The organism is Streptomyces sp. AK010 (assembly GCF_014207295.1).
Taxonomy (GTDB): domain Bacteria; phylum Actinomycetota; class Actinomycetes; order Streptomycetales; family Streptomycetaceae; genus Streptomyces; species Streptomyces massasporeus.
This window is the reverse complement of sequence record NZ_JACHCX010000007.1, coordinates 268,678-291,439: the sequence shown is the minus strand read 5'-3', so window position 1 is coordinate 291,439 and position 22,762 is coordinate 268,678. Positions and strand designations below refer to the sequence as shown.

20 protein-coding genes and 2 pseudogenes are annotated in these 22,762 nt (G+C 71.3%); 14 read left to right on the top strand and 8 right to left on the bottom strand.

Translation table 11 applies throughout. The features are described 5' to 3' along the window. Position 1 precedes the first annotated feature (1 nt). Positions 2-574, bottom strand: a complete 573-nt coding sequence (locus HDC93_RS16590) for a MarR family winged helix-turn-helix transcriptional regulator (RefSeq protein WP_185011517.1) — start codon at positions 572-574, stop codon at positions 2-4. 104 nt (positions 575-678) lie between these two features. On the opposite strand from HDC93_RS16590, the gene HDC93_RS16585 reads away from it, so the two are divergent. From HDC93_RS16585 to HDC93_RS16565, 5 genes are all read left to right on the top strand, one after another. After that, on the top strand, positions 679-1,620 hold the full coding sequence (locus tag HDC93_RS16585) for a TIGR03619 family F420-dependent LLM class oxidoreductase (RefSeq protein ID WP_185011515.1): 942 nt from the start codon (positions 679-681) through the stop codon (positions 1,618-1,620). A gap of 483 nt (positions 1,621-2,103) precedes the next feature. Beyond that, entirely contained in the window at positions 2,104-2,784 is a 681-nt protein-coding gene (locus HDC93_RS16580; RefSeq protein WP_185011513.1) for a transcriptional regulator, read from the top strand. Next, positions 2,781-3,758: a pyridoxal-phosphate dependent enzyme gene (locus tag HDC93_RS16575; protein WP_185011511.1), complete on the top strand. Its 978-nt coding sequence runs from the start codon at positions 2,781-2,783 to the stop codon at positions 3,756-3,758. The genes HDC93_RS16580 and HDC93_RS16575 overlap by 4 nt, the downstream gene beginning before the upstream one ends. A gap of 140 nt (positions 3,759-3,898) precedes the next feature. Continuing rightward, the gene (locus HDC93_RS16570; RefSeq protein ID WP_185011508.1) at positions 3,899-4,258 is read left to right on the top strand and encodes a cupin domain-containing protein; all 360 of its coding nucleotides are present in this window, start codon (positions 3,899-3,901) and stop codon (positions 4,256-4,258) included. Positions 4,259-4,354: 96 nt separating this feature from the next. Further along, on the top strand, positions 4,355-5,059 hold the full coding sequence (locus tag HDC93_RS16565) for an SDR family oxidoreductase (protein WP_185011506.1): 705 nt from the start codon (positions 4,355-4,357) through the stop codon (positions 5,057-5,059). Between the two features lie 62 nt (positions 5,060-5,121). On the opposite strand, the pseudogene HDC93_RS16560 reads toward HDC93_RS16565, so the two are convergent. Further along, positions 5,122-5,934 (bottom strand): annotated as a pseudogene (locus tag HDC93_RS16560) (VWA domain-containing protein); the annotation flags it as partial. Positions 5,935-6,105: 171 nt separating this feature from the next. On the opposite strand from HDC93_RS16560, the gene HDC93_RS16555 reads away from it, so the two are divergent. Next, entirely contained in the window at positions 6,106-6,678 is a 573-nt protein-coding gene (locus tag HDC93_RS16555; protein WP_185011504.1) for a TetR/AcrR family transcriptional regulator, read from the top strand. Between the two features lie 122 nt (positions 6,679-6,800). Continuing rightward, positions 6,801-6,953: pseudogene (locus tag HDC93_RS16550) on the top strand (SDR family oxidoreductase); the annotation flags it as partial. A 12-nt stretch (positions 6,954-6,965) separates the two neighbouring features. Here HDC93_RS16550 and HDC93_RS16545 read toward each other — a convergent pair. From HDC93_RS16545 to rhaI, 6 genes are all read right to left on the bottom strand, one after another. Continuing rightward, positions 6,966-7,601 carry a lactate utilization protein C gene (locus HDC93_RS16545; RefSeq protein ID WP_185011502.1) on the bottom strand — a complete coding sequence of 212 codons (636 nt, stop codon included), beginning with the start codon at positions 7,599-7,601 and terminating at the stop codon, positions 6,966-6,968. Beyond that, positions 7,598-9,076 carry a lactate utilization protein B gene (locus tag HDC93_RS16540; protein ID WP_185011500.1) on the bottom strand — a complete coding sequence of 493 codons (1,479 nt, stop codon included), beginning with the start codon at positions 9,074-9,076 and terminating at the stop codon, positions 7,598-7,600. The genes HDC93_RS16545 and HDC93_RS16540 overlap by 4 nt, the downstream gene beginning before the upstream one ends. Further along, positions 9,073-9,828, bottom strand: a complete 756-nt coding sequence (locus HDC93_RS16535; RefSeq protein WP_185011498.1) for a (Fe-S)-binding protein — start codon at positions 9,826-9,828, stop codon at positions 9,073-9,075. The genes HDC93_RS16540 and HDC93_RS16535 overlap by 4 nt, the downstream gene beginning before the upstream one ends. Before the next feature lie 70 nt (positions 9,829-9,898). Then, positions 9,899-11,362: a rhamnulokinase family protein gene (locus HDC93_RS16530; protein WP_185011496.1), complete on the bottom strand. Its 1,464-nt coding sequence runs from the start codon at positions 11,360-11,362 to the stop codon at positions 9,899-9,901. After that, on the bottom strand, positions 11,359-13,398 hold the full coding sequence (locus tag HDC93_RS16525; protein ID WP_185011494.1) for a bifunctional aldolase/short-chain dehydrogenase: 2,040 nt from the start codon (positions 13,396-13,398) through the stop codon (positions 11,359-11,361). Before HDC93_RS16525 ends, HDC93_RS16530 begins: the two co-directional genes overlap by 4 nt. A gap of 241 nt (positions 13,399-13,639) precedes the next feature. Continuing rightward, entirely contained in the window at positions 13,640-14,800 is a 1,161-nt protein-coding gene (rhaI, locus tag HDC93_RS16520) for an L-rhamnose isomerase (protein ID WP_185011493.1), read from the bottom strand. A gap of 261 nt (positions 14,801-15,061) precedes the next feature. Here rhaI and HDC93_RS16515 point away from each other — a divergent pair, with 261 nt between their 5' ends. The 7 genes from HDC93_RS16515 (at position 15,062) to HDC93_RS16485 (ending at position 22,673) form a co-directional block, all read left to right on the top strand. Further along, positions 15,062-16,579 carry a sugar ABC transporter ATP-binding protein gene (locus HDC93_RS16515; protein ID WP_185011491.1) on the top strand — a complete coding sequence of 506 codons (1,518 nt, stop codon included), beginning with the start codon at positions 15,062-15,064 and terminating at the stop codon, positions 16,577-16,579. After that, complete coding sequence (locus HDC93_RS16510) at positions 16,576-17,616, top strand: ABC transporter permease (protein WP_185011489.1); 1,041 nt, start codon at positions 16,576-16,578, stop codon at positions 17,614-17,616. Before HDC93_RS16515 ends, HDC93_RS16510 begins: the two co-directional genes overlap by 4 nt. After that, positions 17,609-18,586, top strand: a complete 978-nt coding sequence (locus HDC93_RS16505) for an ABC transporter permease (protein ID WP_185011487.1) — start codon at positions 17,609-17,611, stop codon at positions 18,584-18,586. The genes HDC93_RS16510 and HDC93_RS16505 overlap by 8 nt, the downstream gene beginning before the upstream one ends. A gap of 111 nt (positions 18,587-18,697) precedes the next feature. After that, a complete protein-coding gene (gene rhaS / locus HDC93_RS16500; protein WP_185011485.1) occupies positions 18,698-19,783 on the top strand; it encodes a rhamnose ABC transporter substrate-binding protein in 1,086 nt (361 codons plus the stop codon). A 17-nt stretch (positions 19,784-19,800) separates the two neighbouring features. Beyond that, on the top strand, positions 19,801-20,121 hold the full coding sequence (locus tag HDC93_RS16495; protein WP_185011483.1) for an L-rhamnose mutarotase: 321 nt from the start codon (positions 19,801-19,803) through the stop codon (positions 20,119-20,121). A gap of 16 nt (positions 20,122-20,137) precedes the next feature. Next, positions 20,138-21,562, top strand: coding sequence for a BNR repeat-containing protein (locus HDC93_RS16490; protein ID WP_185011481.1), 1,425 nt, complete (start codon positions 20,138-20,140; stop codon positions 21,560-21,562). 85 nt (positions 21,563-21,647) lie between these two features. Then, the gene (locus HDC93_RS16485; RefSeq protein ID WP_185011479.1) at positions 21,648-22,673 is read left to right on the top strand and encodes a LacI family DNA-binding transcriptional regulator; all 1,026 of its coding nucleotides are present in this window, start codon (positions 21,648-21,650) and stop codon (positions 22,671-22,673) included. Positions 22,674-22,762 lie beyond the last annotated feature (89 nt).

Sequence of the window (22,762 nt, the reverse complement as noted above, 5' to 3'; positions counted from 1 at the left end):
CTCAGGCCCGGGGCCGCCGCCCGCTGCGCCGCGGGGCCGGCTCGGCGCCGCCCAGCAGGGACTGCCGCCGCTCCTCACCGTGCTCCTCCACCTGGAGCACCACACTGCGCAGCCCCTCGGCGAGGCGGCGGCACTCGGCGTCGCTGAGCCCGGCGGTGACGAAGGCCTCCTCCTCGTTGAACGCCGGGAACACCCGCGTCATGAACTCCTCGCCCTCCGGGGTGAGGCTCAGCAGCACCAGGCGCCCGTCGCTCGGATGACCGTCCCGCCGGAGCAGGCCCCGGGACTCCAGCGTGCGCACCACCCCCGTCAGCGTGCCCTTGGAGATCCCCGCCTCCTCCGCCACGTGCCGGGTCTCGGACTCGCCCCACACCCAGACCACCCACAGCACGACGAAGGCCGTCCAGGTCAGGTCGGAGCCGCGCAGCACCGAGTTCTCAAGGTGCTGGCGCACGGCGGACGCGGCCCGGTAGATGTTCGCCACCGCCGCCATCTGCTCCCGGCGGATCGCGATGCCGCCGAGCTTCGCCGCGGCGAGCTTCTCGGCTTCGGTGATGGATCGGTGCCCCGGCACGGGCGGCTCCTTCGTCTGGTCACGACGTCTCACGCACGGGCGGCTCGTCTCGGGCCGTCAGTCGTTCGGACTCAAATTGTACGAAGCCGCCAGGAAAACCCGTCATGCCCAGCCCTCCCCGCATGATCCTCGTCCTCAGCGAGAACTGGACCCTCACCGGCGGCCGGGCCGATCTGCCCGCCGCCGTCCGCTGGGCCCGTGAGGCGGAGGACGCCGGATTCGACGCCGTCATGGTCAGCGAGCACATCGTCCTCGGCCCCGACGCGGCGGCCGCCGGCATCATGGGCAATCCCCGCGACTACGCCCTCCCCGGCAACCAGGACCCGCACACCCCCTGGCCGAACTCCCTGCTGCTGCTCGCCGCCATCGCCTCCGTCACCTCCCGGCTGCGCCTGGCCGCCGCGGCCGTCCTCGCCCCGCTGCGCCACCCCCTGCTGCTCGCCCGTGAGCTCGGCACCCTCGACCTGATCAGCGAGGGCCGGCTCGTCGTGCAGCCGACGGTCAGCTGGAGCAGGGACGAGTACGACGCCCTCGGCGTCCCCTTCACCCGGCGCGGACGGCTCCTCGACGAGCACCTGCAGGTGTGGGCGAAGGCCTGGGGCCCGTCCCCGCTCTCCCACGACGGACCGCACTACCCCTTCCGGGACGTCTGGTACGAGCCCAAGGCGCACCGCCCCGACGGCCCCCGGCTCTGGTTCGGCGGCCAGCGCCTGCACGGCCCGGTCCTGCGCCGCCTCGTCGAGTACGGCCACGGCTTCCACCCGCTCGGCCGGCCCACGCCCGAGGACCTCCAGGGGCTCCAGGAGGCGATGTCCGCGGCGGGGCGGGACATCGCGGACCTGGAGATGATCGGCGGCACCCAGGCCGTCTTCCCCGACGACCGCTCACCCGCGGACCTCGGCGCGGCGCTCTCCGGGATCCCGGAGCAACGGGAGCAGGGCTTCACGACGTTCTGCGTCAAGCCGAACCAGTTCATCGACGACCCCGACGGCGTCGGGGAGTTCTGCCGCGAGGTCATGCGGCGCGTCGAGGCGCTGACGTCCTGACCGGCCGGCCCGGATCACCGCTCGGCGAAGCGTGCGAGATGATCCGGGTCCGGCCGCAGCACTCCGTCCCGCACCGCGAGCGCGGTGGCCTCGGCCCGCGGCCTGTGCGGAGGCCGAGGCGGTGTCGTGCTCGCGGGTGAGCATGCCGATGCGGGCGGCTGCCGCGATCTGGTGGTGGCGTGTCATGGCGAGCCTCCGAACGGCTCGGACAGCAATGTCGTCTGGGGCCTGACGATAGGGTTCCCGCCCTGTCCGGCAAGGTGCTCACCGAGCCCGGCCGTACCCGCGGTCGGTGTGGCGCGGGAGCAGTGCATCGACCCGGACACGGGCCTGTCCAGGACGAAGGCGATCCTCGCCAAGCACCCCGACCTCAACCTCGTCCTCGGCGTCACGGACGCCTTTGCCGACTGTTGGCTATCGCTTGGACTGCATATCCAAACTATGGACTCATGGTCTAAAGTGGTGGAGCTGAGAGGAGTCGGGATGAGCAGTGAGCCGGATGCCGAGCGGGATGCGATCCTCGCCGCGCTGAAGCCGGTCGTGGACGGGATCGCCGCCACCTTCGGGCCGGTGTGCGACGTCGTGCTGCACGACTACCGCAACCCCGAGGAGTCGGTGGTCGCCGTGGCCGGGTCCCTGACCGGGCGCGCGGTCGGGGGCGCGATGAGCGAGATCGGCATGCGCGTCCTCGCTCGCCGCGACGAGGCGCGGGACGAACTGAACTACGTCACCCGCACCCGCAGCGGGACGCTGGTGAAGTCCTCCACGATGGTGCTGCGGGACTCCACGGGAGCCGTGTTCGGTGCCCTCTGCGTCAACGTGGACGTCACTGCCGTCACCCAGGTCCACGGCCTGCTCGGCGCGCTCGCCGGACTCGGTTCCGCCCCGGCGGAGCTGCCGACCACCACCTTCGGCAACGACATCGACGCCGTGGTCGACGCCCTCGTCGACGTCCACCAGTCGAAGCAGCGGGGCAGCTGGGCGGAGCTCGACCGCGCGGAGCGCCTCGAGCTGTTCGACGGGCTGGACGCCCGCGGTGTCTTCGCCGTGCGCGGCGCCGTCGAGCAGGTCGCCGCCCGGCTCGGCATCTCCCGCGCCTCCGCCTACAACTACCTCTCCCGGGCCCGGGCCGCCCACGACACTTCCACCGGAGGACCCGCGTGACGACCACCACCCCACCGGTCACCCTCGACGACGTCCGCGACGCCGCCGCCCGCCTCAAGGGCGTCGCCCACCGCACGCCCGTGCTGCGCTCGCGCACCCTCGACGCCCTCACCGGCGCCGAAGTCCACCTCAAGTGCGAGAACTTCCAGCGCGTGGGCGCCTTCAAGTTCCGCGGCGCCTACAACGCCGCCTCCCGTCTCACCCCCGAGCAGCTGTCCCGGGGTATCGCCGCCTACTCCTCCGGCAACCACGCCCAGGCCGTCGCCCTGGCCGCCCGCGAGCTGGGCACCACCGCGGTCATCGTCATGCCGGAGGACGCCCCGCCGTCGAAGCGGGCGGCCACCGCCGGCTACGGCGCCGAGATCGTCACGTACGACCGCTACACCGGCGACCGCGTCGCCATCGCCGAGGTCCTCGCCGCCGAACGCGGCCTCGCTCTCATCCCGCCGTACGAGCATCCGCACGTCATGGCCGGACAGGGCACGGCCGCTCTCGAACTCCTGGAGGAAGTCGGAGAGTTGGATGCGCTGCTGACGCCGGTCGGCGGCGGGGGGCTGATGGCCGGCAGCGCCACGGCGGCCAAGGGCCTGCACCCCGGCGTCCGCACCATCGGCGTCGAGCCGGAGGCCGGGGACGACACGAAGCGCTCGCTGGAGGCCGGCCGGCGCGTCAGTATCCCGGTCCCGCACACCATCGCCGACGGCCAGGCGCTGCACACACCCGGCGAGCTGACCTTCTCGGTCAACCAACGGCTCCTCGACGACGTCGTCCTGGTCACCGACGACGAGATCCGGGACGCGATGCGGTTCGCCTTCGAACGCCTGAAGATCGTCGTCGAGCCGAGTGGCGCCACCCCGCTGGCGGCCCTGCTCACGGGCCGGGCGGGCCCCCTGCCGCAGCGCGTCGGCGTGATCATCTCCGGCGGCAACATCGGCACCGGGCGCTTCGCCGAGCTGTGCGGCGGCGGCCGCTGAGCGCGCCTTCCCCGAATGGCGGCCCCGGGTGGCAGGGTGGACGATTGAGTGGTAGCGGGCCGGCCGCCGACGGCGGTGTCCAGGGCCGCCGGGCGGGCCGGCCCCGGCCGCGGAGCGTCGCGGCCGGAAGGGAGCGCGTCATGCTGGAAGTGAAGACGCTCGACAAGCCCGATGAACGGCGTGATTTCCCCCGCGGCCACCTCGAAGCCGTCCACATGACGGAACTCGACTTCGCCGTGGCCACCTTCGAGCCCGGCTGGCGCTGGACGGAGTCCGTGGCCCCGATCGCGGGCACCGCGACCTGCCAGATGCACCACTACTGCTGCATGGTCCAGGGCCGCATGCACATCCTCATGGACGACGGCGGGGAGACCGAGGTCGGACCCGGCGACGTCTTCGTCGTCTCGCCCGGTCACGACGCCTGGGTCGTGGGTGACGAGCAGGTTGTGGTCTACGACTTCGAGGGGCAGACGGCGAAGGAGTACGCGAAGCAGAAGTGACGAGCCCCGGCCTTGCTCCCGGAAACCGATCGGTTTACGCTTCCCGGCATGGGAAACCGATCGGTTTCCGTGCTGTGAGCAATGAGGGAGACTCCTATGACCGCCATCGAAGGTTCCGTCGCCCTGGTCACCGGCGGCAGCCGCGGCATCGGCCGGGCGCTGGTCGAGGCCCTGTACGAGCGGGGCGCGCGGAAGGTGTACGCCACCGCCCGCGACCCGCGCACCGTCACGCACCCCGACGCCGTACCGCTGGCCCTGGAGGTGACCGACCCCGCGTCCGTCGCCGGGGCGGCCGAACGGGCACAGGACGTCACCCTGTTGATCAACAACGCCGGTGCGTCGGTGAACGCCAACTTCCTCGACTCGCCCGTCGAGGACGTGCGCCGCGAGTTCGAGACCAACTTCTACGGGCCGCTCCTGGTGACCCGGGCCTTCGTCCCCGTCATCGAGCACAACGGCGGCGGCCACATCCTCAACGTCCACTCCGTGCTGTCCTGGATCGGCCTCGCCGGCTCCTACAGCGCGTCCAAGGCCGCCTTCTGGTCGCAGACCAACTCGCTGCGCCTGGACCTGAAGCCGCGGGGGATCGACGTCACCGGCCTCCATGTCGGCTACGTGGACACGGACATGACCGTCGGGGTCGACGCCCCCAAGTCCACGGCCGGATCCGTCGCTGCCCAGGCCCTCGACGGCATCGCGTCCGGCGCCTACGAGGTCCTGGCCGACGACCTCTCGCGGCAGGTCAAGGCGGGACTGGCGGCCGACCCGGCCGCCCTCTACCCGCAGCTCACCGCCGCCTGATCACACCGGCAGCAGCCGCGCCACCAGCGCGCTCAACTGCCGGGCGTTGCGGCACTCGTGCATCCGGAGACGGACCCCGACACATCGCACAGCAGCACCAGTTCGGGACGGGCGGGCCGCCGCCGGCGCAGCACCGGCTTCATCGGCACCCCGCCCGTCGACAGCGAACCGCGCAGGGTCAGCCGCAGGTCGATCGTGCCCCGCGAGGCGCGACGGCGCCGGGCGGCCAGCCGGGTCGCGAGCTTGCGGGCCAGAGGCTGCACCGTCCTGCGCGGCTCGGCCAGCCGGTCCTGCCCGGCGAACAGGAAGTCGACCCGGTCGGCGGTCGGGGCCACCGCCCGCCGGGCGATCTCGTCCCGGCCGCGCCGCTCGGCGACCCGCCGCCGCGCCTCCGCCGCCACCAGAGCGCGGAAGACGTCGATGCGCCGCCGGACCTCGTCCTCCAGCAACCGGTCCGCGAACCCCTGTCTCCCGCCCTGTCCCCGGACGTTGTCGCGCACCCGGGCCAGCAGCGTCTGCGGCCGCAGCCGTTCGAGCGTCTGGTACGACGACCAGCCGTCCGACTCCGGAGAGGAACCGTAACCGCCGAAACCGTCGAACGCCTCGATCGTTGGCCTGCCCAGCATCGCCCGGTCGTCGGCGGTCAGGGCGTCGGCCAGCCGGTTCCGCAGGTCCTCCCGCCCGGCCGTCCGCTGCTCCGGGCCGCCGACGCCACGCGGGAAGTAGAGATCGAAGACGGGGTCGAACACCTGCCGCTGTCCGTGCCCGTGCAGCAGGGTCGCCGCGAGCCCCTAGCGCAGCAGCTCCCGGTCCGCGAGGCCGAGTTCCCCGACCGCCCGCGCCGCGTCGACCGTCTCGCCGGTGCCGATCCGCATGCCGTGCGCGCGACGGACGTGAACAACGGGGCCTCCAGGACGGCGGCGTCGGGCGGACGGGCAGAGCACTATCTAGCGCTTGTTCACCCACGCAGTCACGGGGTTCTCGTCCGGGCAGTCGGCTAAACCGATCGGTTTCCCCGGAGCCCGGGGCGCGGTACTCTCGCCCGTATGGCCACAACCGACAAGGCGTCCACCAGGGACCGGCTCCTCGACGCGGCGGCCGAGCTGTTCTATCGCGAGGGCGTCTCCCTCGGTGTCGAGACGCTGTGCCGCAGCGCCGGGGTCTCGAAGCGGTCCATGTACCAGCTCTTCGCGAGCAAGGACGAAGTTCTCGCGGCGAGCCTGGCCCGGCGGCTCCCGGCGTACGAGGAGCGGCTGGCCCCCGGCCCGCAGGAGGACGCCGGCACCCCGCGCGAGAGGATCCTGCAGGTCTTCGAGCGACTGGAGAAGGCCTCGGCCGAGCCCGCCTACCAGGGCTGCCCCTATCTCGCCGCGCTGGTCGAGCTGAAGGATCCCGAGCACCCGGCGAGCGTCGTCGCCCGCGGGGCGAAGGAGTGGCTGCTCGGCTTCTTCCGCACGCGGGCCGCGGAGGGCGGGGCGCGCGACGCCGAGCTGCTCGCCCGTCAGCTGATGCTGGTCTTCGACGGGGCGAGCGCCCGGGCCGGGGCTCGGATCGAGACGCTGGACGGCCTGACCACGGCGACGGTGACCGCGCTGCTGGACGCCTCCGGCACACGCTGACGGCCAGGCGCAGCCGGTTCACGAGCTGCCCGGCTCGCGCACCGGTTCTGCCCGCGGACCGGCGACACGACCTGTGTCCCGCCCTCGGCGTCCCGCAGCAGGGGACGTGCCCACACCGGCCTGTGCGGCAGCACCGGCCGCAGTCCCTGCTCCAGCGGCTGATCGAGCCGGAGGAGATCGCCCACATGGTCGTCTACCTCGCCTCCGGCCAGGCATCGGCGACCACGGGCGGTGCCCTGCGGGTCGACGGCGGCTACGTCGACTCGATCCTGCCCCGAGCCTCGGGATCAGTCCTCGCCGACCAGGATCACCTCCAGCGTGCGCGGACCGTGCACCCCCTCGACCCGGTCCAGCTCGATGTCACTGGTCGCCGACGGCCCGGAGATCCACGTCAACGGGCGCGCCGGATCGAGGCGTTCGAGGCCCTGCGGCACGGACGACACGACCTGATCGGGAACCCGCACCACACAGATGTGGTGGTCGGGGACGAGGGTGATCCGGCGGCGGCCCTGGTCGGGCGAGCCGTCCAGCACGAGGGTGCCGGTCTCGGCGATGGCGACCGCGCAGCCGGTGACCACACTGTCGACCCGGTCCAGCTCGTGCGCGGTACTCGCGGCACGGTCGTGCACCTGCGTCGCGTCGGACGCCTTGAGCCAGTACGGCGGCAGTCCGGGCGGGACCAGCACGGTCCGCGAGCCTCGCTCCGCCAGCAGCCGCGTGATCAGACCCGCCAACTCCCGGTCCGCGCAACGGTGCACGAGCGCCCGGTAGTCCGCCAGGTTCTCCGCGAGCAGTTCCACCGTCTGCGCGACGGTCCGCTGCCCGTGCTCACGGAGGTAGTCCCGCGAGAGGGGTGTCTCGTCGGCGGGTGCGTCCGCCAGCGCGCGCCGTACCCGCCCCAGGATCCGTTCCCTGCTGTTCACCTGTCCCCGTCCTTCCCGCCGCGTGTCCGCTGCCACCAGTCCCGGAACGGCTCGGCGGGCACCGGCGGCAGCTCCCGGGTCCCGCTCCAGGCCCGGCCGGGGCCGGGCAGCGTCCGGGGGTGGAAGCGACGCGTCCGGGAGGCGGCGCGCTGGCCCGTACGCAGCGCGCCCGGATGCAGAAACGCCCAGCGGGCCGCGCGCATCGCCGCCCGCTCGGCGGCATGCCCCTTCGCGGGCCGCAGCACCACCTTGTTGCCCCCGCTGGTGACCTCGCCGCCCTGCACGATCCGCTCCCGCAGATGCACCAGCACCTCGGGGATGTCGATGGCGACCGGGCACACCTCGTAGCACGCCCCGCACAGCGAGGACGCGTACGGCAGCGAGGCGTCGATCTCACTGCCCGTGCCCCGCAGTTGGGGGCTGAGGATCGCGCCGATCGGCCCCGGGTACACCGACCCGTAGGCGTGGCCGCCCGCCCGCTCGTAGACCGGGCACACGTTGAGGCACGCCGAGCAGCGGATGCAGCGCAGCGCCTGCCGGCCGACCTCGTCGGCGAGGGTGTCGGTGCGGCCGTTGTCCAGCAGCACCAGATGGAAGGTCTGCGGACCGTCCTCGTCCGTGGTGCCGGTCCACGTCGAGGTGTAGGGGTTCATGCGCTCGGCCGTGGAGGAGCGGGGGAGGGTCTGCAGGAACACCTCCAGGTCCTGCCACGCCGGCACGATCTTCTCGATGCCGACGACCGAGATCAGTGTCTCGGGCAGGGTCAGGCACATCCGGCCGTTGCCCTCGGACTCGACGACCACGAGCGTGCCCGTCTCGGCGACCATGAAGTTGGCGCCGGAGATGCCGACCCTGGCCCGCAGGAACTTCTCCCGCAGGTGCAGGCGGGCGGCCTCGGCGAGTTCGGCCGGTGTGTCGGTCAGGCCCTCGGGGGCGGGGCGGCCCCACTCGCTCATCTCCCGGGCGAAGATGTCCCGGATCTCGCCCCGGTTGCGGTGGATGGCCGGGACGAGGATGTGCGAGGGCCGGTCCTTGCCCAACTGCACGATCAGCTCGGCGAGATCGGTCTCGTAGGCGTGGATGTTCTCGGCCTCCAGCGCCTCGTTGAGCCCGATCTCCTGCGTGGCCATCGACTTGACCTTGACGACCTCCGACTCGCCGGTCATCTTCACGAGTTGCGTGACGATGTCGTTGGCCTCGTCCGCGTCGGCGGCCCAGTGCACGACGCCGCCCGCGGCCGTGACCGACTCCTCCAACTGCACGAGGTAGCGGTCGAGATGGCGCAGCGTGTGGTCCTTGATGCGCTTGCCCGCCTCGCGCAGCTCGGCCCAGTCGGACACCTCCGTCACGGCCTTCGCCCGCTTGGCGCGGATGGTGTGCGTGGCGTGCCGGAGATTGCCGCGCAGGGTCGCGTTCCCCACGGCCTCCCGCGCGGCCTCCGGAAACGCCGGCATACCGAGATACGTCCCGCTCATACGGCCGGTTCCTCCTCCGTGCTCGCCAGGATCTCCGCGATGTGCACCGGCCGCATGCCGGTGCGCAGCCGGGCCATCGTCCCGCCGATGTGCATCAGACAGGAGTTGTCGGCCGCGCACAGCACCTCGGCACCCGTCGACTCGGCGTTGCGCACCTTGTCCGCGCCCATCGCCGCCGAGACGTCGGGGTTCTTCAGCGCGAAGGTGCCGCCGAACCCGCAGCACTCGTCGGCCCCCGGCAGCTCGGCGAGCTCCAGGCCCTTCACCGCCCGCAGCAGCCGCCGCGGCCGCTCGCCGAGCCCGAGTCCGCGCAGCCCGTGGCAGGTCGGGTGGTAGGTCACCTTGTGCGGGTAGTACGCCCCGACGTCCGTCACACCCAGCACGTCGACCAGGAACTCGGTCAGCTCGTACGTCTTGGGCACCACCGGCGCCAGGGTGGCCGCGAGGGTGTCCCCCCGCCCCTCGGCCAGGGCCCGCTCGCCCATCCGCGGATACAGCTCCCGCACCATCGCCCCGCACGACCCGGACGGCGTCACGATCGCTTCGTACCCGCCGAAGACATCGGAGAAATGCCGGGCGAGCGGCTCGGCCTCGTGGCGGTAGCCGGTGTTGTAGTGGGCCTGTCCGCAGCAGGTCTGCCCGCTCGGGAAGTCGACGTCGACACCCAGCCTGGTCAGCAGTTTCACCACGGCGCGCCCGGTGTCCGGATACAGCGTGTCGTTGACGCAGGTCAGGAACAGGGCGACACGCATCGCGGCTCCTTGAGGTCGATCATCGGATGAGTGCAGCGTAGTAGGGGGACAAGGCCGGGGGGAGACCCCGTCACTCCCTGGCGAGCCGGGCCTGTGCGGCGTGCCACCGCTCGGTCCCGCCCCGGGGCTCGTACCGCGTGAGCGGCTGTGTGTTCACCAGCAGCCGCCGCATTCCGGCCAGGTCACCGACCAGCCCGTGCGCCCGCGCCTGTACGAGGACGTTGCCCAGCGCGGCGGCCTCGGTCGGCCCGGACACGACCGGCAGCCCGCACGCGTCGGCGGTCAGCTGGCACAGCAGCGCGTTGCGCGTCCCGCCCCCGACCACGTGCACGACGTCGACCGCGTGCCCCGCGAGCCGCTGGGCGTCCGAGACGGCCTTGCGGTGCGCGAGGGCGAGGGAGTCGAGGATGCAGCGCGTCACCTCGGCCGGCGACTCGGGGACCGGCTGCCCCGAGGCCCGGCATGCGTCGGCGATCCGCTCCGGCATCCCCCCGGGCGCCAGGAACGCCGCGTCACCCGCGTTCACGACCGATCGCAGGGCCGGAGCCTTGGACGCCTCCAGCAGCAGCGCGCCCAGGTCCGGGTCGCCCCAGGCCCGCACGCACTCCTGGAGCAGCCACAGCCCCATGATGTTCCGCAGGTAGCGGACCGTGCCGTCCAGTCCCAGCTCGTTGGTGAAGTTGGCGGCCCGGCTCTCCTCGGTCAGCACCGGCGCGTCCAGCTCCAGACCGGCCAGCGACCAGGTGCCCGTGCAGATGTAGGCGAACCGCTCGCCCGACGCCGGAACGGCGGCGACCGCGGAAGCGGTGTCGTGCGACCCCACGGCCGTCACCGGCACCGGACCGGAGAGCCCGGTCTCCTCCAGCACCTCGCCGCGCAGCAGCCCGGCCGGGTCGCCGGGTCGCCGCAGCGGCGCGAACAGGTCCAGGTCGATGCCGAGCCGGGAGACGATGTCGTACGCCCAGTCACGGATGCGGGGATCGATCAACTGCGTCGTGGACGCGTTGGTCAGCTCGGTGCCCTGCTCGCCGGTCAGCCAGTACGTGAGCAGGTCCGGCACCAGCAGCAGCCGCCGGGCCCGGGCGAGCTGAGCCGTCGACCGCGCGGCGGTCAGCTGGTAGAGGGTGTTGAAGGGTGCGTACTGCAACCCGGTCGCGGCGTACAGCTCCGCCGCGGGCACGGTCGCCCACACCTTCTCCGCGACACCCTCCGTCCGGGAGTCGCGGTAGTGCACGGGGTTGCCGAGCAGCGCCCCGTCCGCGTCCAGCAGCCCGTAGTCCACGGCCCAGCTGTCGATGCCGACGGAGTCGAGTCGTCCACCGCAGTGGGCACCGGCCGCCTTCAGGCCGTCCAGTACCCCGGCGTACAGCCCGAGCACGTCCCACCGCAGCCCCTCGGGCACCCGGACGGGCCGGTTGGGGAAGCGGTGCGCCTCGCTCAGCTCCAGCGAGTCCGGGCCGGCGCGGCCGACCATGACGCGCCCGCTGGATGCGCCCAGGTCGACCGCGGCGTAGGACTTCACCGTCGCGCTCATCGCAGGAAGGCGGCCGCGACCCCGGCGTCGACCGGGATGTGCAGACCGGTCGTGTGGGTGAGGTCCCCACCGGTCAGCGCGAAAACGGCGTTGGCGACGTGCTCCGGGAGCACCTCGCGCTTGAGGATGGTCCGCTGGGCGTAGAACTCACCCAGCTTCTCCTCCTCCACCCCGTACACGGCGGCCCGTTTGGCGCCCCACCCGCCGGCGAAGATGCCCGAGCCGCGCACCACACCGTCGGGGTTGATCCCGTTGACCCGGATGCCGTGCTCGCCCAGTTCGGCGGCGAGCAGCCGCACCTGGTGGGCCTGGTCGGCCTTGGTGGCGGAGTAGGCGATGTTGTTGGGACCGGCGAACACGGCGTTCTTCGAGGCGATGTAGACGATGTCGCCGCCCAGCTCCTGGGCGATCATCACCCGGGCCGCTTCCCGCGACACGAGGAAGGAGCCGCGCGCCATGATGTCGTGCTGGAGGTCCCAGTCCTTGGCGGAGGTCTCCAGCAGCGGCTTGGAGATCGAGATGCCCGCGTTGTTGACGACGAGGTCGACTCCGCCGAAGGCCAGCACGGCCGACCGGAACGCCTCGGCGATCTGCTCCTCGGAGGTGACGTCCACCGTCACGGCGACGGCCTTGTCGGGGCCGCCCAGCTCCTCGGCGACGGCCTCGGCGTTCTGCGCGTCGAGGTCGGCGACGACCACGCACGCCCCCTCGGCGACGAGCCGGTGGGCGACGGCCTTCCCGATACCGCTGCCGGCACCCGTCACCAGGGCCACCCGGGTCGCCAGCGCCTTGGGCTTCGGCATCCGCTGGAGCTTGGCCTCCTCCAGCGCCCAGTACTCGATCCGGAACTTCTCGGACTCCTCGATCGGCGCGTACGTGGACACGGCCTCGGCCCCGCGCATCACGTTGACGGCGTTGACGTAGAACTCGCCCGCGACCCGGGCGGTCTGCTTGTCCTTGCCGAAGGAGAACATGCCCACGCCCGGCACCAGCACGATCGCCGGGTCGGCGCCGCGCATGGCGGGGGAGTCGGGCTCGGCGTGCCGCTCGTAGTAGGCGGCGTACTCCTCGCGGTACCCGGCGTGCAGCTCCTTCAGCCGGGCGATCGCCGCGTCGAGCGGGGCACTCGGCGGCAGGTCCAGCACCAGCGGCCGGACCTTGGTCCGCAGGAAGTGGTCCGGGCAGGACGTCCCGAGCGCGGCGAGCCGCGGGTGCTCCGCGCTCGCGAGGAAGTCGAGCACGACCTCGGAGTCGTCGAAGTGCCCGACCTGGGGCCGGTCCTGCGAGGCGAGGGCCCGCACGTACGGGGCGAGCGCAGCGGCCCGCTCCCGCCGTTCCGCGGCGCTCAGCGCGGCGTACCCCTCGATCACCGGCCCGAAGGGCTCGGCCTTCCCCCGCTCGGCGAGGAACGTCTCGGCGGTCCGGATGATGTGCAGTGAGTTCCGCTCGCACTCCTCGGAGGTGTCACCCCAGGCGGTGATCCCGTGCCCGCCGAGCACGCACCCGATGGCCTGCGGATTGGCCTCCTTCACGGCGGCGATGTCCAGCCCCAGCTGGAAACCGGGCCGTCGCCACGGCACCCACACCACGCTGTCCCCGAAGCACTCGGCGGTCAGCTTCTCCCCATCGGCGGCACACGCGAGCGCGATCCCCGAGTCCGGGTGCAGATGATCGACGTGCGCGGCCTCGACCAGACCGTGCATGGCGGTGTCGATGGACGGGGCGGCCCCGCCCTTCCCGTGCAGGCAGTAGTCGAACGCGGCGGCCATCTCGTCCTCGCGCTCGACACCCGGGTACACGTCCACGAGTGCCCGCATCCGGTCCAGCCGCAGCACGGCGAGCCCGGCTTCGGTCAGAGTGCCCAGGTCGCCGCCGGACCCCTTCACCCACATCAGCTCCACGTCACCCCCGGTGACGGGGTCGGTGTCCGTCCCCTTGGCGGACGCGTTGCCACCGGCGTAGTTGGTGTTCCGCGGATCGGCACCGAGCCGACGAGAACGAGCCAGCAGGGCTACGGCTTCGGGATGGGTTGCCATGTGCGATCAATCCTTACGGTGAAATGAGTACGGGGTTCAGCTCGGGGGCGCGGGTGCGTTGCCGAGCGCGGGTGGGTGGGGCTTCTCGCGCCGTTCCCCGCGCCCCTGAAAGGCAGGGGCTGCGCCCCTGCCTTTCGGCCCGCAGGGCCGTGGGTTCAAGGGGCGCGGGGAACGGCGCGAGCAACCCACCACAACCCGCGTCCTGCGACGCACAGTCACCCGGCAGACGAGAGGCAGCAGCTCAGGCCCCCCAACCGGCCTGCTCTCCACCCACCCGCTCCGCGACGATCTTCGAAGCCCACCCGGACGCCCGGTACGCGGCAAGGGGCTCGGGGTCCAACCCCATCTCCTCCCGAACCTCCCGCAGCAACGGCCGCACATCCGTGTTGTACGCATCCATCAGCACGGCATTGGCCTCCAGCACATCACCACCGCGCTGCGCCGCCCCCAACGCGTCACCATCGACCAGCAGCGCCTTCGCCGTGGCCTCCTGCACATTCATCACCGACCGGATGATCGCGGGGATCTTCGCCTCGATGTTGTGACACTGGTCGAGCATGAAGGCGACGTCGGGCGTGAACCCCCCGCCCCGGATCACCTCGTACATGATCCGGAACAGCTGGAACGGATCCGCCGCCCCGACCATCAGGTCGTCGTCCGCGTAGAACCGCGAGTTGAAGTCGAACCCGCCGAGCTTCCCCTCACGCAGCAGCGTCGCCACGATGAACTCGATGTTCGTCCCCGGCGCGTGATGCCCGGTGTCGACGACGACCTGCGCCTTGGGTCCGAGCTTCAGGCAGTGGGCGTAGGCGGTACCCCAGTCCGGCACATCCGTCGTGTAGAACGCCGGCTCGAAGAGCTTGTACTCCAGCAGCATCCGCTGCCCGTCCCCGAGCCGCTCGTAGACCTCGGCGAGCCCCTCGGCCAGCCGGTCCTGCCGCCCCCGGATGTCGTCCTGCCCGGGATAGTTCGTCCCGTCGGCGAACCACAGCTTCAGATCCGCCGAGCCCGTCGCGTCCATGATGTCGACGCACTCCAGCAGATGATCCACGGCCTTGCGGCGTACGGAAGCCTCCGGGTGGCAGATGCTCCCGAGCCTGTAGTCGTCGTCCTGGAAGGTGTTGGAGTTGATCGCCCCGAGCTTCACGCCCCGCTGCTCGGCGTGCTTCGCCAGCGCCGCGTAGTCGTCGACCTTGTCCCACGGAATGTGCAGGGCCACGGTCGGGGCGACGCCGGTGAACTCGTGCACCTTCGCCGCGTCGTCCAGCTTCTCGACCGGCGTGCGCGGCACACCCTGCTGCGCGAACACCTTGAACCGCGTGCCCGAGTTCCCGTAGGCCCACGACGGCGTCTCGACGGCCTGTGTCTTGAGAGCGGCCTTCGCCGCGGCGAGCTCGGTCACGTCAGGCTCCTGTGACATCGGGTCGTGACGACCACTGAATGAAACGATTCAGGACGCGAAGTTATGGGCTCCCCGAAGGGGTGTCAACCCCTGCGGTGGAGACGGTTTCCCGTGACTCATGCGTGACCTTCTGTCCTCGAAACTTTTTCGACCGGAACCCATTGACGTGACATGCGCGGCCCGCCTAACGTCCCGGCAACCCAGTTGAAACCTTTCACGACGCCGAGAGGGCCGACCCGCCGGCGTCGTCGAGGAGCCCTCATGACCCACCCGTCCACCACGGGTCCGGCCCCGGTTCTCGCGCTGAAGGACGTCTCCAAGTCCTTCGGCGCGGTCCGCGCACTGCGGGACGTCTCCCTGGAGCTGTTCCCCGGGGAGGTGCACGCACTCGCCGGTGAGAACGGTGCCGGCAAGTCCACCCTCATCAAGACGCTCGCCGGAGTGCACCGCCCGGACGCCGGCCAGGTGCTGCTCGACGGTGCGCCCGTCGCCTTCCACGGACCCGGCGACGCCCGCGACGCCGGCATCGCCGTGATCTACCAGGAGCCCACGCTCTTCCCCGACCTGTCGATCGCCGAGAACATCTACACGGGCCGCCAGCCGCGCCGCGCCCTCGGCCGGATCGACCACAAGGCCACCCACAGCGCGACCGCCGCCCTGATGCAGCGCCTCGGTGTCGAACTCGACCCCGACCGGCCCGCCCGCGGTCTGTCCATCGCCGACCAGCAGATCGTCGAGATCGCCAAGGCCCTCTCCTTCGACGCCCGCGTCCTGATCATGGACGAGCCGACCGCCGCCCTCACCGGCAGCGAGGTCGCCCGCCTCTTCGGCGTCGTCCGCACCCTGCGCGACCAGGGCGCAGCCGTGCTGTTCATCTCCCACCGGCTGGAGGAGATCTTCGAGATCTGCCGCCGGGTCACCACCCTGCGCGACGGCGCCCGGATCGCCGGCGAGCTCCTGGAGGGCATGACCGAGGACGACCTGGTGCGCCGCATGGTCGGCCGCGACCTCGACGAGCTCTACCCCAAGCAGGACGTGAAGCCGGGCGAAGTCGCCCTGAGCGTGCGCCGGCTGACCCGCGAGGGGGTCTTCACCGACGTCTCCTTCGAGGTCCGGCACGGCGAGATCGTCGGCCTTGCCGGGCTCGTCGGCGCCGGGCGCACCGAGGTCGCCCGGGCGGTGTTCGGCATCGACCGCCGGGACGCCGGCGAGGTCTTCGTCCACGGCACGTCCCTGGTCAACGGCGCGCCCTCCGCCGCCATGGCCGCCGGAGTCGCCCTGGTCCCGGAGGACCGGCGCGCCCAGGGCCTGGTGATGGACATGTCCATCGAGCGGAACATCGGGCTCACCGGGCTGCGTACGACCGTGAAGGCCGGGCTGATGGACCGCGGCGCCGAGCGCAGCCGCTCCCTCGACTGGGCCGTCAAGCTCCAGGTGAAGTACGCCCGGATCGCCGACACGGTCAACACGCTCTCCGGCGGCAACCAGCAGAAGGTCGTACTCGCCAAGTGGCTGGCCACCGGCCCGAAGGTGCTGATCGTCGACGAGCCGACCCGCGGCATCGACGTCGGCACCAAGGCCGAGGTGCACCGGCTGCTGTCGCAGCTGGCCGCCGACGGTGTGGCCGTCCTGATGATCTCCTCCGACCTGCCCGAGATCCTCGGCATGGCCGACCGCGTGCTGGTGATGCACGAGGGCCGGCTCACCGCCGAGATCCCGCGCTCCGACGCCACCGAGGAAACCGTGATGGCCGCAGCCACCGGGAGGGCCGCCGCATGACGGTCGTCACCCCGCGAGAAGCCCCCGTGGCCGACGTGCCCAAGTCGAGCGGCACCCGGCTGGTCGACCGCGTCTTCAAGATGCGCGAACTCGCCATCCTGCTCGTCTTCCTGGTGATGATCGGCGTCACCCAGGCGGGCAACAGCGAGTTCCTGTCCGAGCAGGGCATCAAGGACCTGCTGCTGAACGCGACGATCCTGGTCCTGGTCGCCACCGGCCAGTCCCTTGTCGTCATCACCCGCAACGTCGACCTGTCCGTCGGATCCACCCTCGGCATCAGCGCCTTCGCCGCCGGCACGTATCTCCAGGGCGGGGGCGACTCCGTCGTGGCGATCGCCCTGGCGGTGCTGCTCGGCATCGGCTTCGGACTGCTCAACGGACTGCTCGTCAGCCTCGGACAGGTGCCCGCGCTCGTCGTCACCCTCGGCACGCTCTACATCATCCGCGGCATCGACTCCATCTGGGTCGGCTCCCGCCAGATCACCGCGGCCGATCTGCCCGGCGGATTCGTCGACTTCGGCTCCGGCGGCATCTCCGCGGTGCCGTACCTGGCGCTGATCGCGCTGGCGGTGCTCATCGCCACCGCCTACTACCTCAGGCATTTCGCCGGCGGACGCGAGCTGTACGCCCTCGGCTCCAACCCCGAGGCGGCCCGCCTCGCCGGGATCCCCGTCCGCAAGCGGATCCTCGCCGCGTACACCTTCTGCGGCGCGCTCGCCGGACTCGCCGGCGCCATGTACCTGGCCCGCTTCGGCAACGTCGACTCCGGCACCGGGGGCGGCTACGAACTGACCGTCGTCAGCGCGGTCGTGGTCGGCGGCGTCGTCTTCACCGGCGGCTCCGGCAGCGTCCACGGCGCCGCCCTCGGCGCCCTGCTGCTGACCTCCGTCAACAGCGTGCTGCCCGCCCTCGGCGTCAGCTCCGTCTGGGTGCTCGCGATCAACGGCATCCTGCTCATCCTCGCGATCGCGGTCGACCGGGTCGTCGCGCTGCGCGTGGCCTCCGCCCTGAAGAAGAGGAACGCCCGCCATGGCTGACATCTCCCTGAGCCGAGCGGTCCGCTGGGACACGGTCGTCGGTGCACTCCTCGTCGTGGTCCTGCTGTTCTCCTTCGGTTTCGTCGACGGCTTCGGCAACGCGCTCAACCTGTCGTTCCTGATCGGCAACACGCTGCCGATCGCGCTGATCGCTCTGCCGATGACCCTGCTGGTCGTCTCCGGTGAGATCGACCTGTCGGTCGCCTCCACGGCCGGACTGTCCGGCGCGGTGATGGGTGCCCTGTGGAACCAGGGCATGGCCATCGAGACCATCATCCCGATCTGCCTGCTGCTGGGTGTGGTGTGCGGACTGGTCAACGGCCTGCTGGTGACCAGGCTGGGGCTGCCGTCCCTCGCCGTGACCATCGGCACGCTGGCGGCCTACCGGGGCATCGCGCAGATCGTGCTCGGCTCCGACGCGGTCACCGACTTCCCCACGCAGTACCTGGACTTCGCGGCTGGGCGGATCGGCGACACGTTCATCCCGTACGCCTTCCTGCCGTTCCTCGTCCTGCTGGCCATCGCCGTGGTCGCGCTGCACGCCACACCGTTCGGGCGGTCGCTGTTCGCGATCGGCGCGAGCGAGGAGGCGGCCCGCTTCGCCGGCATCCGGGTCAGGCGGCAGAAGCTGATCCTGTTCACGCTGACCGGTCTGATGGCCTCCCTGACCGGGATCTTCTGGGCGCTGCACTACGCCAGCGCCCGTTACGACAACGCCACCGGCCTCGAACTGTCCGTCGTGGCCGCCGTGTTGCTCGGCGGCATCGACTTCGACGGCGGCAAGGGCACGCTCGGCGGTGCCATCGCCGGGGTGTTTCTGCTGGGGGCGTTGCAGAACGTGATGAGCCTCCAGGACGTTTCCGCGCAGTCGCAGATCGTCGTCACCGGTGTGTTGCTCGTGCTTTCCGTACTCGGGCCGCGGGTCGCGCGGCAGATCGCCGTCGTGCGTGCTCCATCGTCGTCCGGCTGACCGTCCGCTGTGGCTGTTCGCGCCCTGTGCGGCGGAGCCGCACAGCGATACAGCCCCGCGCCCCTGGCAGACAAGGGCGCGTCTCACTCTCCTTCGTCAAAGGAAACCGTCATGCGTAAGTCAACCCTGCGCCGCAGCTGCGCGGCCCTCGCCACCGCCACCTCTCTCACCCTGGCCCTCACCGCCTGCGGCGGCGGCACCACCAAGAAGGACGTCGCGAACGAGGGCGGCAGCGCCGCCACCGCCGGCAAGGCCGACCCGAACGCGGCCACCAAGAAGGGCCTCACCGTCGGGTTTCTGCCCAAGCAGGTCAACAACCCGTACTTCACCAGCGCCGACAAGGGCGGCGAGAAGGCGCTCAAGGAGCTGGGCTCCAGCTACAAGGAGGTCGGCCCGTCCAGCGCGACCGACACCGCCGGACAGGTCTCCTACGTCAACACGCTCACCCAGCAGCAGGTCGACGCGATGGCCGTGTCCGCGCAGGACCCGGGGGCGCTGTGCACCGCGCTCAAGCAGGCCATGAAGAACGACATCAAGGTCGTCACCTACGACTCCGACACCACGCCCGACTGCCGCAACGCCTTCGTCTCGCAGGCCTCCGCCGAGGACCTGGGCCGTACCGAGGTGCAGCTGCTCGCCAAGCAGATCGACTTCAGGGGCGAGATCGCGATCCTGTCCGCCGCGCAGACCGCGACGAACCAGAACACCTGGATCGACTTCATGAAGGACGAGCTGAAGAAGCCCGAGTACAAGAACATGAAGCTGGTGAAGACCGCCTACGGCAACGACGACGCCCAGCAGTCCTTCCAGCAGACCCAGGGCCTGCTGCAGGAGTACCCGAACCTCAAGGGGATCATCTCCCCGACCACCGTCGGCATCAAGGCCGCAGCCCAGTACCTGTCGGGCTCCAAGTACAAGGGCAAGGTCAGTCTGACCGGCCTCGGCACCCCGAACGACATGCGCAAGTACGTCAAGAACGGCACCGTCGAGGCGTTCGAGCTGTGGGACCCGGCCAGGCTCGGCGAACTGGCCGCCCGCACCGCCGTCGCCCTGTCCTCCGGGCAGATCACCGGCAAGGAGGGCGAGACCTTCAAGGCCGGCTCCATGGGCGAGTACACCATCGGCAAGGACGGCGTGATCAGCCTCGGCAAGCCGACCGTGTTCGACGCGAAGAACATCGACCAGTTCAACTTCTAGACCCTGGGAGGTCGTTGATGCAGCGCGTGTGCTTCCTGCTGAAGGTCCGGGCGGAGCGCCTCTACGAGTACCGCGAGCGGCACGCCGCGGTGTGGCCCGAGATGCTGACGGCACTCTCGCAGACCGGCTGGCACAACTACTCGCTCTTCCTGCGCGAGGACGGACTGCTCGTCGGCTACCTCGAGACCGAGGACTTCGCCGCCGCCCGGGCCGCCATGGAAGCCACCGACGTCAACGCCCGCTGGCAGGCGGAGATGGCGCCGTTCTTCGAGTCGCTGGACGGCGCCCGGCCCGACGAGGCCATGAAACCGCTCACCGAAGTGTTCCACCTCGCATGACGATGGAGTCCACGAGATGCACAGACGTACGTTGCTGGCCGCCGCCCTCGCGGGAGCGGTGGTGACCCCCGCCCTCGCCTCCGGCACCGCGCGGGCCGCCGACCCCGGCCCCTCCGTCACCCGGACCGGCACCACCACGCTCGACGGCCAGGCGATCTTCTTCGTGTCGTACGACGGTCTGGTCAACAACAACGCGTTCCAGAAGAACGGCCTGCTGACCTACAAGGGCTACCAGTACGCCGTCTGGTACACCGCCGACCGGGGCGCCGTCGTCGGCCGCCGCGTCCTCGGCGGGAGCACCTGGTCCACCGTGAAGGTCGGCCACACGCTCAAGGCCAGCGACTCGCACAACGTCATCTCCATGGGCGTCTCCAAGGGCGACGGCCGGCTGCACCTCAACATGGACTCCCACAGCGACGGCTTCACCTACGTCAAGTCCGTCGCCGGGCTCATGGACGACCCCGCGGGGCTGAGCTGGACCGCCGCCCGTTTCGGGGCGCCCCAGTCGACCCTGGACGGGGTGGCGCTCACCTCGCAGTTCACCTATCCGCAGTTCGTGTCGACGCCCGACGGCAAGCTCCAGCTGAGCTACCGCGTCGCCGTCTCCGGCAACGGCCGCAACGCCCTCGCCGAGTACGACGGCACCAAGTGGACCAACCTCGGCGAGTGGTCCGCCTCGACGGGCACGTACACCAGCGAGCACGGCTCCTCGACGGCCCGCAACATGTACCTGCACGGCATCGACTACGACCGCAACGGCCGGCTGCATTCCTTCTTCACCTGGCGCGAGCAGAACGGCGCCGTGATGTGCAACGGCGGCGGCATCACCAACCACGACACCGGCTACGTCTACTCCGACGACCGCGGCCGCACCTGGCGCAACAACGCCGGGACCGTCGTGGGTGTGACGGGCGGCTCCGACAAGGTGTCCGTGACCGACGCCGGCCTGGTGATCGACCCGCTCAATCCGGACCACTCCCTGATGAACCAGGAGAGCCAGTTCACCGACTCCGCGGGCCGGCCGCACGCGATCATCTCCTACGTGCCCGGCCGCTTCGGCCAGTGCACCACGAACTACGTCGCGGACCGCACCGCCAACGGCCGTGCCTTCCACGTCCGCAAGAACGCCTCCGGCACCTGGCAGAAGACCGAGATACCGGTCCCGCTGAACTCCAGCCAGCGCACCAAGCTGATCCTGGACAAGTACGACAACGCGTACGCGGTCTTCCCCTTCGGCCGGATCGCCGCGGCCTCCGCCGCCTCGGGGCACACGGACTGGAGGATCCTCTTCGACGGCAGCGGACTCGACGCCTTCGGCGAGGTCGTCATCGACGAGACGAGGGTCGCGCAGGACGGGGTGCTGTCGTTCATGTACCAGGAGAAGTCCAGCGGCACGACGCCCTCGGCGCTGCACGTGACGGACTTCCGGCTGCCCGCCTGACCGCATCCGGTTCCCGGGGCGGCATGCCGGTAATGTGAGGCCGCCCCGGCCGCCCCCTCGTCTCCCCTCTGGAGGTCCCTGCCCGATGGCCCAGTCGGTGGGTATCAAGGACGTCGCCCGCGTCGCCGGAGTCTCCGTCGGCACGGTCTCGAACGTGATCAACCGCCCGGACACGGTCGCGACCGAGACCCGGGCCCGGGTGCTGTCCGCGATAGACCGGCTCGGCTACGTCCGCAGTGAGTCCGCACGCCAGCTGCGCGCGGGCCGCAGCCGCATCATGGGGCTGCTGGTCCTGGACATGGGCAACCCCTTCTTCGTCGACGTGGCGCGCGGCGCCGAGCGTGCCGCCCGCCGGGCCGGACTCGGCGTGATGGTCTGCAACAGCGCCCAGAACCCGGGCGAGGAGGCCGAGTACCTGTCGCTCTTCGCCGAGCAGCGGGTGCGCGGCGTGCTGCTCACCCCGGCCGACGCCACCGGCCGCAACATCGAGGCGTTCCGCCGGCACAACATCCCGTTCGTCCTGGTCGACCGGGTCGCCGAGGGCACCACCGAGTGCTCGGTCTCCGTCGACGACGTCGCGGGCGGCGCCCTCGCGGTACGCCACCTCGTCGACGCCGGGCACCGCTCTCTCGCCTACGTCAGCGGCCCGCCCGGCCTGAACCAGGTCAGCGACCGCCGCACCGGCGCCCTGGAGGCGCTCGCCGAGGCCGGGCTCGGCCCCGACGCGCTGCGCGAGCTGCCCAGCGAACGGCTGGACGTCGCCGCCGGCCGCGACGCCGGGGCCCGGCTGCTCGGCCTCGCCGACCGGCCCACCGCCGTGTTCTGCGCCAACGACCTGCTCGCCCTCGGCGTCCTGCAGGCCATGTACGCGGCCGGCGTCGGCGTCCCGGACGACCTCGCCATCGTCGGCTACGACGACATCGAGTTCGCCGCCGCCGCGGCCGTCCCGCTCACCTCGGTGCGGCAGCCCGCCGTCACCATGGGCGCCATGGCAGCCGACCTGCTCCTGGAGGAGACGGAGGAAGACGGCGCGGCGCGCGCACACGAGCACCGCAGGGTCGTCCTCCAGCCCGAGCTGGTGGTCCGCCGCTCCAGCCTGTCCGCCCGCTGAGCCTGAACGGCCGCTCAGGCTCAGCCTGAACGGCCGTTCAGCAAGGTTTCATGATCGAAGGGCTCACCCGCGGACGGTCGCTGTGATGA